The sequence below is a fragment of the Pseudobutyrivibrio ruminis genome (genome assembly GCF_015057245.1).
Taxonomy (GTDB): domain Bacteria; phylum Bacillota; class Clostridia; order Lachnospirales; family Lachnospiraceae; genus Pseudobutyrivibrio; species Pseudobutyrivibrio ruminis_E.
Genome location: NZ_SVET01000001.1, coordinates 325,141 through 338,556 on the forward strand (window position 1 = coordinate 325,141; position 13,416 = coordinate 338,556).

Annotated in this window: 10 protein-coding genes; 1 reads left to right on the forward strand and 9 read right to left on the reverse strand. The window is 40.8% G+C overall.

Going from position 1 to position 13,416, the window contains the following annotated elements; genetic code table 11:
* Positions 1-3: 3 nt before the first annotated feature.
* Genes E7274_RS01585 through E7274_RS01595 form a run of 3 tightly spaced genes read right to left on the reverse strand, consistent with a single transcriptional unit; the run spans position 4 to position 4,505 of the window.
* Positions 4-1,470 carry a DUF6937 domain-containing protein gene (locus E7274_RS01585; RefSeq protein WP_304173146.1) on the reverse strand — a complete coding sequence of 489 codons (1,467 nt, stop codon included), beginning with the start codon at positions 1,468-1,470 and terminating at the stop codon, positions 4-6.
* 11 nt (positions 1,471-1,481) lie between these two features.
* Positions 1,482-3,941, reverse strand: a complete 2,460-nt coding sequence (locus tag E7274_RS01590; RefSeq protein ID WP_304173148.1) for a glycoside hydrolase family 2 protein — start codon at positions 3,939-3,941, stop codon at positions 1,482-1,484.
* Positions 3,942-3,944: 3 nt separating this feature from the next.
* Complete coding sequence (locus E7274_RS01595) at positions 3,945-4,505, reverse strand: TetR/AcrR family transcriptional regulator (protein ID WP_304173150.1); 561 nt, start codon at positions 4,503-4,505, stop codon at positions 3,945-3,947.
* 199 nt (positions 4,506-4,704) lie between these two features.
* Here E7274_RS01595 and E7274_RS01600 point away from each other — a divergent pair, with 199 nt between their 5' ends.
* Positions 4,705-4,833 carry a hypothetical protein gene (locus tag E7274_RS01600; RefSeq protein ID WP_256377539.1) on the forward strand — a complete coding sequence of 43 codons (129 nt, stop codon included), beginning with the start codon at positions 4,705-4,707 and terminating at the stop codon, positions 4,831-4,833.
* A 758-nt stretch (positions 4,834-5,591) separates the two neighbouring features.
* Here the strand turns inward: E7274_RS01600 and gltA are convergent.
* The 6 genes from gltA to E7274_RS01630 form a co-directional block, all read right to left on the reverse strand.
* The gene (gene gltA, locus E7274_RS01605; RefSeq protein WP_304173152.1) at positions 5,592-6,977 is read right to left on the reverse strand and encodes an NADPH-dependent glutamate synthase; all 1,386 of its coding nucleotides are present in this window, start codon (positions 6,975-6,977) and stop codon (positions 5,592-5,594) included.
* Positions 6,977-7,867 carry a sulfide/dihydroorotate dehydrogenase-like FAD/NAD-binding protein gene (locus E7274_RS01610; RefSeq protein ID WP_304173154.1) on the reverse strand — a complete coding sequence of 297 codons (891 nt, stop codon included), beginning with the start codon at positions 7,865-7,867 and terminating at the stop codon, positions 6,977-6,979. Before E7274_RS01610 ends, gltA begins: the two co-directional genes overlap by 1 nt.
* Before the next feature lie 197 nt (positions 7,868-8,064).
* Entirely contained in the window at positions 8,065-9,021 is a 957-nt protein-coding gene (locus tag E7274_RS01615) for a TIGR03943 family putative permease subunit (protein ID WP_304173156.1), read from the reverse strand.
* A gap of 36 nt (positions 9,022-9,057) precedes the next feature.
* Positions 9,058-10,185: a CobW family GTP-binding protein gene (locus tag E7274_RS01620; protein WP_304173158.1), complete on the reverse strand. Its 1,128-nt coding sequence runs from the start codon at positions 10,183-10,185 to the stop codon at positions 9,058-9,060.
* A gap of 175 nt (positions 10,186-10,360) precedes the next feature.
* Positions 10,361-11,194 (reverse strand): PRD domain-containing protein, encoded by an 834-nt coding sequence (locus E7274_RS01625; protein ID WP_304173160.1) that lies wholly within the window; start codon positions 11,192-11,194, stop codon positions 10,361-10,363.
* Positions 11,195-11,212: 18 nt separating this feature from the next.
* Positions 11,213-13,333 (reverse strand): PTS transporter subunit IIABC, encoded by a 2,121-nt coding sequence (locus tag E7274_RS01630; RefSeq protein ID WP_304173162.1) that lies wholly within the window; start codon positions 13,331-13,333, stop codon positions 11,213-11,215.
* Positions 13,334-13,416 lie beyond the last annotated feature (83 nt).

Below are 13,416 nucleotides of genomic sequence, written 5' to 3' on the forward strand. Positions count from 1 at the left end.
TAATTAGTTCTTATTCTTAAGCCCCATGGCAAGCTCAACGACCTTATAAGCACCATCATAAACCCCAATAGTCTTGTTAACCTTGATGCTTTCACACATATCTGTAAGAAGTCTGTCGTCCTGCATAAATAAATCTATCATCTGAAGTGTATGAGGAATGTCTCTACACTCAAGTGTTCCGTCACCCATTTCTGCTGAGTGAATAGCGCCCCACATCTCGTGCTTTCCTACTCGCTTAATGAAAAGCTTAGGTACTGGATAGAAGGCAAGCTCTGATGGCTTTGTAACAAGCACATCGCAGCTACGCATAAGTAAGTTTGTGCAGTAAACTGCTTCAAAAATGTTTTCATGATAGAATCCGTGGATGCCCTCAACATCACCTGTCAAAGCTTCCTCTGCGAACTTTGTTGTAGCATCAAACTCATTGAAGTGCTCTGTAACTACATCCTTCATCTGTGGGATTTCTGCCATCAAATCATCCCAAACATTCTTGTAATCGCCAACATTTACATATAAAGCTGCACGATGTGATTTAATCTCTGGCAATAAATACTTGATGATTGCTGCAAAGATTTCTTTCTGTGCTCCTGCGCCACCGATTGTAAGAAGGAAACGCATTGGCTTGCCATTCTTCTTTCTATCAAGACGAGCCTGGCAATCTGTTTCAATGTTTGAAACAAGCTCGTGGTCAATATAGTGACCTGTGTATACTAAAGAATCATTTGGCATTGGCTTGCAAACTACATCTCCTGCCATACCATTGCAGATTCTGTATCCCATATATGCATTCTTACACTGAATAGCATGAACTGCGCCCTCGGCAAAATGAAGGGCCATTGGCCAGTTATCTGGAATAGCATTTACAACATACTTCATTCCTGCATGTACAGCAGCCTGAGCTGGCCATGCATGTGTTCCGATAACAGGAATCTCCTTTGGAACATTCTTGTAAACTGTAGCCATAAGCTCAGCATTCTTTTGGTCTGAAGAGTTGTAAGAAAGCTTTCTAAACCACTCGTAGTTTGCTGGCTCCCAAATAAACTTGTTAAAAAGCTTGTTCTTTGAAAGTCTTGAACCAAGTGAATACAAATCATTCTGAGCGCTGATAACCTTTGTGCAGGTAGTCTGTGGATAGCCATTTAAATCCATCCAATATGGTGTGTAGCCCATAGACTTTGCAGCTGATGCCATAGCCATGGAAATACGATAATGACCAAATCCCATACGAATATTACCAACGATAACACCCTTCTCAGTATCAAATGCTTCCTTAGATTCGCCGTCCTTTAAGAGAACGTCATATACACCAAGAGAATCTCCAATGTGATCATTCTTCGCAATTACGATATTGTAATCCACGTTTGAATCATCACCATATTTCTTGATGTTCTTTTCTTTTGTTTTGCACGCTTTTTTGTAATCCTTATCTGAGATTACGTTTCCAAAAATTACTTTACTTTTGTCTTGCATCTTTTTACCCCTTAATTAATTAAACATTCTGCAGATATACCGATTTCAACTGGCTCCAATCCATCACATGAAATTGTAAGCTTTCCGTCTCCATCTTCACCTATAGATTTGATATATACTCCTGTGGAACCACCCATTGGTGATACCACCTTTGGTCCGATAATCTCAAAAGGCCCCTCAACCTCAAAAGAAACCGGCTGACCAAAGAAATATAGCTGATTGTCATTTTGATCAGCTATAGTGATGCGAACCTGAGCCACATCATATGTGTGAAGCTCTGTTAAAAGTGTATGGCTTATTTTGGCATTGATATGAGCCTTTGTAACAGCAGCCTTTTTAACAGTCTTAACTACCTGACCATCCTTTATAGCTTCGAATTTGTATTCTCTAGATTCTCCGCCCCAGTCACCAATAAACTTGTTGTAAAGTGGAACCGCTTTGCTTGGGCTTACATGATGGAAAACAACTAATCTAAATGCTGTCCAAGCAAGTGATGGTGTAATCTTGAATCCCCCAAGTGTAACATCATTTAAAGCCTTTTTAATAAGCTTTGCCTGACCCTTTGTGAATTCTCCATCCTGCTCTACTGCATCACCAACAAAGTCATCAATGAGGATTGGACCATGCTTGAGATTTTCGTATTTGCTATCTGATGGGAAGTACTCCTTAATAAGTACATCATTCTTGTACATCTTTACAGAATCTGCATTTGTAATGATGTATGACTTTCCTCTGTTGCAAGCTGGATGCTCACCAATATCAAAGCTTGTAGTGACATCCAATACTGTCTCCATATCAGAAAAAGCTGAGTACACTGAAGCTGCAAGCTTTGGATTTCTGAACATATCCATTACGCCGTGATAACAGATTCTATCTCCAGAGCCAAAGTCCTTATGTGTGTTGTAATCGAACATGCACCATCCGAATGAACCTGCAATATCAGGCTCTCCTGCAATTGCATCAAGAACATTTGCATGTCTCATTGCATGCTCCTGTCTGTGCTCCTCAGCATCGAAAGTCTTTGTTGGGTACATATGACCATTGTACTCACTAACCAAATAAGGCTTTTCATCATTTGATGTGATATCTGATTTCTTCGAGCAGCCCTTGTTAGCGCCTGAATGAACGAAATCATTGTATGTGTAGACATCTTCTAGCAATGAGCTCTTTGCATGGGCTCTAACGCCGCCTGTAGGGCGTGTAGGGTCATATTTGTGAGCCACCTCGTTTGTTCTAGTGTAAAATTCATCGTCATCCTGAGATTCGTTTATACGTACACCCCAAAGGATGATTGAAGGATGATGGCGATATTGGATAACCATATCCTTTGTATTTTCTACAGCGATGTTTTTCCAATCAGAATCACCAATGTGCTGCCATCCTGGAATCTCTGTAAATACAAGCAATCCTAATTTGTCACATTCATCAATGAAATAATGCGACTGAGGATAATGTGAAGTACGAACAGCATTAAGTGCCAATTCTTCTTTTAGAATCTTTGCATCCAAACGCTGCATAGACTCTGGCATTGCATATCCAACATAAGGATATGACTGATGTCTGTTTAATCCTCTAAGCTTTAGCTTTCTACCGTTTAAGTAATAGCCATTCTTTCTGAATTCTGAGCTTCTGAAACCGATAGTTTCAACATGCTCATCTACAACATTGTCATCAATAACAAGCTGTGTCTTAATCTGATATAGATGTGGGCTTTCAACATCCCAAAGCTTAACAGTGGTTGGGGCTGTTGTAAGATTTAAAAGATATCCATCCTCCACCTTTTCAAGGCCACCAACAGGCTGAGATATCAACAAATCCTCATCCAAATACTGCTTAATAAAAACATGCTCATCAACAGCAAGCTCATAAATGTTTTCAGAAAGGATACATTCAGTTTTAAGAATACCCTGGACCTTCATCATTTTGATTTGCTTCGGAGTTCTCTTGCTTGTAGAAACTCGCTCAAGCAGTGAAGGCTGAACAAACAGGCTCTTAAAATGGGTTTGTTCTTTAACTTCGAAATAAACATCTCTATAGATGCCGCCATAAGTCATATAGTCAACTACATAGCCAAATGGAGGCTGGTTAAGACTTTCTCTGGAATCAACCTTTACAGTGATAAGGTTCTCTTCACCAAAATTAAGAACATCTGATACATCGATTGAAAATGCTGTGTAGCCGCACTCATGATGCTTCATGTGACGACCATTGATATAGACATCACAGCAATGTCCAACTGCTTCAAATGTAAGAATAAGAAGTTTGTCAGCCCACTGAGCAGGAGCAAAAATGCTCTTTTGGTAAGCTGAAACCATTTGATAAATACCTTCATCAAAATATGAAAAAGGTGTCTCTTTTACAGTATGAGGAATATTGATAAGCGTGCTTTCCTTCATAGGCTGGCTTATCATTTCCTCATCAAATTTTTCATTAAATCTCCACTTTCTGTCTAAATAAACTCTTTGTGCCATTTATTATTTTCCCTTTACAATTATACCGTCTACCATTACATCCACAACTTCCGCTAAAGCTGTAGGATAATCTTTAGCACTTTCCTGAAGGAAGTCTCCCATTAAAAGTTGCTCTACACATGCTTCATACATAAGCTTGAAGATATTAAGGTCAATCTCTCTGATTTCGCCTTCAGCAATGCCGCCCTTTAAAAGGTCGATTGTCTTGTCCCAGCCGCTATCCAATCTCTCCTGCATAATCTCGTATGCCTTAGGATACTTTGTAGCCAACTGGTGCATCGCTGTATATTCAAAGCCATAGTAAGACTCAGGTAAAACAGACAAAATACTACGAATCTTCTCTATTCTAGTAAGACTATTATCGTAATAAATCTTATCCTCTGATTCCTTAATAAGGTCAAAAGCAAAATTCATCATCTCACACATAAGCTCATTCTTATCTGTGAAAATCGTATAAATGGTTTTCTTGCTCATTTTCATTTCTGAAGCAATATCATCCATTGTAAATTTCGGACCTTTTTCTCTGAAAACCTTTAAGGCTCCCTCTAATATTCGTTCGTTCATCATAAACTCCCAAAAACTATAATTTATATATTCAGTTTCCTATAGCTAAATTATACTAAAGTCTGGAAACTATCTCAATACAATTCCGTTTATACAATTTTCACAATATCTTCAAATTGTTTTTGTTGACAAATGACAAATATGGGTTTAATATATCTGCTGTAACAAAGATAAAGAGAGATTTTAGGAGGAAATTAGAATGTTCGAAGAAGTATCATTCCAAATGTACAGCGTGTATGCTGATTACGAAAAATACTGCGCAAGAAAGAAGCAGGAAGGCGTTGAACCAGTTTCATTTTTCAAGTACGCCTTTGGACAGTTCGACTAAGAACTGTTTTCACTACAAAAACAACAGGGACTCCCAATCGGGAGTCCCTTTCTTATTGTCCCCACAATTCCCATGCCCCTCTCTCATCTTCAGGGCATTTTGCACCCCGCCACCACAAAACTACGCCAGCCCCAGCCCTAAGAAGGTACCTGCCACCGAAATCCCTGCACGATTTTGCGAAGATTATTGATTTTCTTAGTGGGCAAAGGGAGCTTTTAGCAGGTGTCCTTTCACTGGTTTTGCAATGCGAAGCTAATGTATGTAGAGGGCAGACATGTTTAAACACATTATTATCTCCACACAAATTTAGGATAATTGAGCTCATACTCCGTTTGCCAAGAAAATTTAGAAAGGGGATTTTGGATGTTTATGCGCCGCCCTTTAACTCAGTCCGTTTCGTTGTCGGGCTCTCGGCGCCGTCCATGGCGCCTCACGCATAATCATCTCAAAATACCCCTTTCTAATTTTCTAGTCTCACTCCAAATGTCGCTGCAATTATTCCTAAATTTGCTGTGGAGATATAACTTGAGAAGATAGTATGTCTGCCCTCAGCATACATCGGCGTTAGCAGTGCAAAGAATTGAAAGAACACCTGCATATAAAAAAAGCGACACTGCCCACTTAGAAAATCATAATCTGAATGCAATGTGCAGGGATTTGGTGGTAGGGACCGCCTTAGGGGCCGGGGCTGGCGATAAATATACTATGGCGGGGTGCAAAAATGCCCCTGGGGTTACCAGGGGCATGGGAATTTGAGTTTATTTTGACTGGAAGTACTTGTCGATGGCAGCTGCGGCTGTTTTGCCGGCTCCCATGGCGAGGATTACTGTTGCAGCACCAGTTACGGCATCACCACCAGCGTAAACGCCAGTCTTTGTGGTTGCACCATCTTCTGTTGCAATTAAGCATCCTTTCTTGTTTGTCTCAAGTCCAGCTGTTGTGCTAGAGATAAGTGGGTTTGGTGAAGTACCAAGAGACATGATAACTGTGTCACATTCGATTTCGTACTCACTGCCAGGGATTTCTACTGGTCTACGACGACCTGAAGCGTCTGGCTCACCAAGTTCCATCTTGATAATCTTGCATCCGCGAACTGCACCTTCCTCGTTGACAAGGATTTCTACAGGATTCTGAAGAAGATCAAAGATTACGCCTTCTTCCTTTGCGTGATGTACTTCTTCTGCTCTTGCTGGAAGCTCTGCTTCGCTACGACGGTATACAACGTGTACCTCAGCTCCAAGACGAAGTGCTGTACGAGCTGCATCCATAGCTACGTTACCGCCACCAACAACAACTACTTTCTTACCGCGAGCGATTGGAGTGTCATAGCCTTCCTTGAATGCCTTCATAAGATTGTTTCTTGTAAGGAATTCGTTTGCAGAGAATACTCCGTTTGCCTGCTCGCCAGGAATATGCATAAACATTGGAAGACCTGCTCCTGAGCCGATAAATACAGCTTCAAAGCCTTCCTGTTCAATAAGCTCATCAATTGTAATAGAACGACCAATGATTACGTTCTTTTCGAATTTAACGCCAAGAGCCTTTACGTTCTCAACTTCAGCCTTAACAACCTTGTCCTTTGGAAGACGGAACTCAGGAATACCGTATACTAATACACCACCCATTTCGTGAAGTGCTTCAAATACAGTAACATCGTATCCAGCCTTTGCAAGATCTCCAGCAGCTGTAAGACCTGAAGGGCCTGAACCGATAACTGCAACCTTGTGACCGTTTGGAGTAGATGTGTTCTTTGGCTTGATTCCGTTTTCTCTAGCCCAGTCAGCAACGAAACGCTCAAGCTTACCGATTGCAACGGCTTCGCCCTTGATTCCACGAACACACTGACCTTCGCACTGTGATTCCTGAGGACATACACGACCGCAAACTGCAGGAAGTGCTGAAGACTCAGAAATGATTTCGTAAGCTCTCTCGAAGTTACGATTCTTAACCTGCTCGATAAATGCAGGAATATTGATAGATACAGGACATCCGCCTACGCATTTAGGATTCTTGCAGTTTAAGCAACGGCTTGCTTCTGCAACTGCCTCTTCCTCTGTATATCCAAGACATACTTCATCGAAGTTTGTAGCACGAACCTTTGGATCCTGCTCAGAAATAGGTACTCTAACCATCATATCTGCCATTATTTGTCACCTCCACAATTTCCACATCCACCGTGATGAGTGTCACCTTCCTGAAGCTTAAGAAGTGCTCTTCCTTCTTCAGTCTTGTACTGCTTAGCACGAGCCATAGCCTGATCAAAGTCAACTAAGTGACCATCAAACTCAGGCCCGTCTACACATGCGAATTTAACTTCATCACCAACTACAAGTCGACAAGCACCACACATACCTGTACCATCAACCATGATTGGGTTCATAGATACAACTGTAGGGATGCCAAGCTCCTTTGTAAGGAGGCAAACAAATTTCATCATAATCATAGGACCGATTGCAACACAGTGGTCGAAGCTCTTTCCTGCATCAATAAGAGCCTGAAGCTGCTGGCAACCATTTCCATGGAATCCATAGCTTCCATCATCTGTAGCAAGATAAAGCTCTGTAGCTACTGCTCTCATTTCATCCTCATAGAAAAGGATATCCTTTGTACGAGCACCGATAATAACTGTTGAATCAACACCGTGCTCCTTGAGCCATTTAACCTGTGGATAAACTGGTGCAGTTCCAACACCACCTGCGATGAATACGATTTTCTTTTTCTTTGTCTCTTCAAGGTTCTCCTCGATGCAAAGCTCTGAAGGCTGACCTAAAGGACCAACGAAATCATCAAATGCATCTCCTTCGTTAAGTAAAGCCATGCGCTCAGTTGAAGCACCAACTGTCTGGAATACAATAGTAACTGTGCCTTCGTTTCTATCGTAGTCACATATAGTAAGAGGAATTCTTTCTCCTTCTTCATCAATTTTAACAATGATAAACTGACCTGGTAGACATCCTGAAGCAACTCTAGGGGCTTTTACTACCATAAGGTAAATCTTATCTGAAAGCATTTCCTTCTTTAAGATTTGATACATAAAATAGACTCCTTCCCTTTTCACATTTCTATATAATGTATATCATTTCTTTAGCTTTGTAAAGTACTAAAGCGATTTTATGTCCATAAAAGTTTAAATATTTAAAATTATAATTATGCAAAAGATTACCCCACACACCATAGATAATTGTCCACTATTATGAATGTTGTGTGGGGTTACATTTGATGTAACTTTATTTAACTAAAATAAACCAATTCATCTTCTGGCTTTTCTGTAGGCTCTACCGATACTGGATAGAGAACAGGGCCTTTTCCTTTGTATTCTTTTGCGAATTCTACTTTAATAGTAGCTGTAATATCAATCCAGCTTCTGTGGCCTAAAGTAGATGCCTTATCCCACTTGCATTTCATGCCGAGGAACTGAATATCCTCAACACAACATGTCATTGCAAATCTACCTGGAATAAATACATCTCTTCTAAGCTTTCCATCATTTGGATTGTAAACTAAACCAGTGAAGTGGATTGTTTTGCCATCGTATTTCTTTGGCGAATCCATACAATCCATAAACCATAAAGCATAATCAGCATCAGAAATCTCGATGATATCTGCATTTATATCAAATGGAAGCTCCTCTGGTGAATCATCAATTGATCCATCTGCACGCTCATAAACGATCTGTGCTGGTCTATTCATTGATTTGATTTGTCCACGGAACTTTGACTTTGGAGTGGCATCAGTACATCTGTTGAAGATAACTACTTCTGCCTTAAAGAGCTGCTCCATCATCATGGTACGCATGTTGTTAAGGTAGTTTTCAAATGTAGTAGCATCAACAGTAGCCAGTGACTGTGCTGGTACCCATCCTTCTGGAAGTGGCTCGTCATAAATATGATCCACACCCCATGTACCGTTATACTCAAGGAAAACTACATCTGGATTATATTCATTTGAAATCTTTGTAAGATTTTCAAGATTGAACTCATCCTCTGATTCGATTGTAGCAACCTTTGCATTGATTGTCTTAAGCTTTTCGATGTCGTATTCAACATCGCCATCCTCACAAGACAAAATGAGGATTCTATCGTCTCCACCCTGAGTGAAGTCATTTTCGAACAATGTCTCCTGGATAAGGGTAGTTTTTCCACTATCCATAAATCCAGTGAAGACATAAACTGGTATATCTTTTGCCATATTAACCTCTATTAACTAAATCTAACGAACTACGGATTAAAGACCGAAAAGCTCCTCGAGCTTGTGCTCATCAACATCTGCACCGATTACAACAAGACGTCCTGTGTAGTCTGGCTCGCCAGTTCTAAGCTCGTATTCACCGTCAACGAAGTCGAAGTAAATCCAACCGCCGTTAACATCCTCAACCATACCCTTTGAACGGATGATGGTGCCGTAATCTGTTGTGTCAGCAAATGCCTTCAAAGCCTTTTCGATTGTAGACTTTTCGAACTTGTGAGGAGTCTCAATTCCCCATGTATCGAATACTTCATCAGCATGGTGATGATGGTGATCATGGCAACCACATGTGCAGTTCTCATCATGCTCATGATGGTGATGCTCATGTTCCTCGTGATCATGGTCGTGATCGTGATGATGCTCATGCTCCTCGTGATCGTGGTCATGGTCATGATGATGCTCGTGCTCCTCATGATCGTGGTCGTGATCGTGATGATGCTCATGCTCATGTTCTTCCTCTTCATGCTCGTGAGCTTCTTCTGCAAGATGCTTCATATCTGAAGCAAGGTTGTCCTGTCCTTCCATAACTGAAAGAAGCTTTTCTCCTGAGATTTCATCCCATGGAGTTGTAATGATAGCAGCCTTTGGATTAAGCTTCTGAATCTGCTTTACACAGAACTCAAGCTGATCCTCTGTAGCTGTCTGTGAACGTGAAAGTACAACTGTTGTAGCGAACTCGATCTGGTTGTTGAAGAACTCACCAAAGGCCTTCATCTGCTTTGAAGCCTTAAGTGCATTAACAACTGTAACAAGACCAGTAAGCTTAACATCTGCTGTCTCCTCAAGCTTGATAACAGATGTCATAACATCTGAAAGCTTACCAACGCCTGATGGCTCGATAAGGATTCTGTCTGGAGAGAATTTTTCAAGAACTTCGTGTAAGTTCTTATCGAAGTCTCCAACAAGTGAACAGCAAATACATCCTGAGTTCATTTCTGAAATAGTGATACCAGCGTCCTTAAGGAAGCCACCATCGATACCTACTTCACCAAACTCATTTTCAATAAGAACTACTTTCTCACCCTTGTATGCTTCTTCAAGCATTTTCTTGATGTAAGTAGTCTTTCCTGCACCTAAAAATCCTGAAATTATATCAATCTTTGTCATATTAAAAACCTCTCTTTTCCAAAGAATATATTATAAACCCACTAACGAAATATAATAGCACAGAATTGTGAAAAGTTCTATAGTTATCATTGTATTAATTGTGTGCAATTTATTTATATTTTTTGGAAAAGGGATACAAAAAAAGGTTGCCTATTTCTAGGCAACCTAAAAGTATCTAGTTCATTTCATCAAGAGCGACTCTTTCGATATGCATTGCTAAGTACCCGATTTCAGCCTGGTGAATTTCTTTTCCCAAGCTCACTCCTAGCTCTTTACATATCTTCTGAGACATCTTAAATGAATTAGCAGCAGAGGCGTTGATATAATCGTTCATATCAAGTTTAATCACCTCGCCGTTCAAAGTTCGGGCAATCATGTATCTTATATGATTCAACAACCTATTATAGGACAATGAAGTTGTGTCTATCTTTTTTCCCGTTTCTTTCTCTACCATGGTGACACATTCTCGGACAGCCTCAGCCATTTGCATAGCAGACGAAACTGCCTGATCCATAATAGATGAATGTATATGCAAAGCTATATATCCGATTTCGTCGTCGGTAAGCTCTACGTCAAGACGTTCCTTCAAAAGACCTTTAGCGTTTTCTGCCACTTTAAATTCAGCGTGGAACAAAACTCTAATGTCGTCCGTTAAGGGGTTTCTAAGTTGCTCATTGTTTTTGCTACGTTTAACGGCAAATTCAATGTGGTCAGCCAAAGGCAACATAACGTCTCTGTCGATTGTTTTGAATGCTGCCTCTGCTCTGTCCAGAATCTCATTCGCGATTTCAAGATATACAGGGTCAATTGTTGTAGCTAATTCCTTTTTTCCACCTCGCTCGGTAGATTCTTTTAAGGAATAAACCTTATGTTCTTCTGATACTTCTATCGTTTCACTAACATGCTTGCCGAAGCCAATTCCCTTGCCCATAATAAGGTACTCTTGGGTTGTATTATCCAAGATGCCAATCAGCGCATTGTGATTTAGAACTTTTTCAACTCTATACATCTGATCTCCTAAATACATTTACTCATAAAAGTCTACTGCGAGTAAATCCTCTCCTGCTTTAATTGAACCATCGCCGATACGACGAAGCTTCTGATTACTCTTAAGCTCTGTGCAAAGAACTGGAGTAGCGATTGAAGGTGCGTTCTTAGAGATGAAATCTAAATCAGCTTCCATCAATACATCACCCTTCTTAACCTGCTGTCCAGCCTTAACAAGTACGTTAAAGCCTTCGCCCTTAAGCTTAACTGTATCAATACCAAAGTGAAGTAGCATAGCTACATCATCATCTGTCTTGAATCCGATTGCGTGATTTGTATCGAATACGAATACAACTGTACCATCAGCTGGAGCGTAAACCTTTCCATCTGCTGGTGTAATAACAGCGCCATCACCCATCATCTTCTGTGCAAAAACCTCATCTGGAGTCTCTGATAAATCAGCTGCTATACCAGTAAGTGGGCTGCCAAGAACTACTGTCTTAACAAGCTTTCCTGTTGGCTCAGCTGTCTCTTCTGCCTTAGCCTCTTCAGCTACTGCCTCGTTAGCCCCATTATATTCTTCATTTGGAGCAGTCTCAAGATAATCTTCAAGATTTGACTTGATAACTGTAACGTGTGGTCCATAAATAATCTGAACGCCGTTACCCTTGTGAACTACACCTGAAGCACCTGTGCTCTTAAGTAAAGCATCGTTTACAAGCTCTGGCTTGAAAACTGTACAACGAAGTCTTGTAGCGCAGCAGTCAACATCAGAGATGTTCTTCTTGCCGCCGAGACCGTTTGTGATCTTTGCAGAAGTCTCATCAGAAACTGACTCTTTCTTTGCATTGTAATCACTACGTCTGTAAAGCTTAACTTCCTCTTCTGCGTCTCTACCTGGTGTCTTAAGATCAAACTTCTTAATAAGGAAGCTAAATAAGAAATAATATACTACAAAATAACCTACTCCGACAATAGGTACCCAAATCCAGCTTGTTCTAGCATTGCCTGGAAGAATACCGAAAAGTGTTAAGTCGATAAGACCACCTGAGAATGTCATACCAACACCAACACCGCACATATGCATAAGCATGTATGCTGCACCTGCAAATACACAGTGGATACCGTAAAGAGCTGGAGCTACGAATAAGAATGTAAACTCGATTGGCTCAGTGATACCTGTAAGCATAGATGTAAGTGCTGCTGAAAGAAGAAGTCCACCAACTTCCTTTCTCTTCTCTGGAAGAGCTGTACGATACATAGCAAGAGCTGCTCCAGGAAGACCAAAAATCATAAGTGGGAACTTTCCTGACATAAATCTTGTTGCAGATACTGCGAAGTGCTCAACTGTAGGATCAGCAAGCTGCGCAAAGAAGATGTTCTGTGCACCTTCGATTACCTGTCCACCAACTTCTAATGTTCCACCAACAGCTGTCTGCCAGAATGGAAGGTAGAATACGTGGTGAAGACCAAATGGGATGAGAAGTCTCTCCATGAGACCGTATACCCATGTTCCAGCATAACCTGAATCAAGAACAACAGCGCCTACTGCGTAGATACCCTGCTGTACGAATGGCCATACGAAGAACATTACGATACCAACTAATGTGTATACCAAACCTGAAACGATAGGTACGAATCTTGTACCACCGAAGAATGATAATACCTGTGGAAGCTGAATCTTATAGTACTTGTTGTGAAGTGAAGCAACACCAAGTCCTACGATCATACCACCGAAAACACCCATCTGTAATGATGTGATACCACAAACTGAAGCTGTTGCACCCTCAAGAAGTGCCTCTGGGCCGCCGTGAATTGTGATCATAGCGCCGATTGAAGCATGCATGATAAGGAATGCAATTGCTGCTGCTAAAGCTGCTACTTCCTTCTCCTTCTTTGCCATACCGATAGCAACACCGATAGCAAAGATGATTGGTAAGTTAGCAAATACGATATTACCTGCATCAGACATAACTGTAAGAATAGCGTTTCCAACTGTTCCTGGGCCTAATGCCTTTGTAAGGTGGTAAGTCTCAAGCATTGTCTCGTTTGTGAATGAACCACCGATTCCAAGTAACAAACCTGCTACTGGAAGGATTGCGATTGGCAACATGAATGATCTACCAACACGCTGCAATACTGCAAAAATTTTGTCTTTCATTTAAAGTACTCCTTTTCACTATACATTTTCCCGTATCTATGTGAATGAGCCTTTTAATGAATCTCATATTGCCTTTTGGCAAC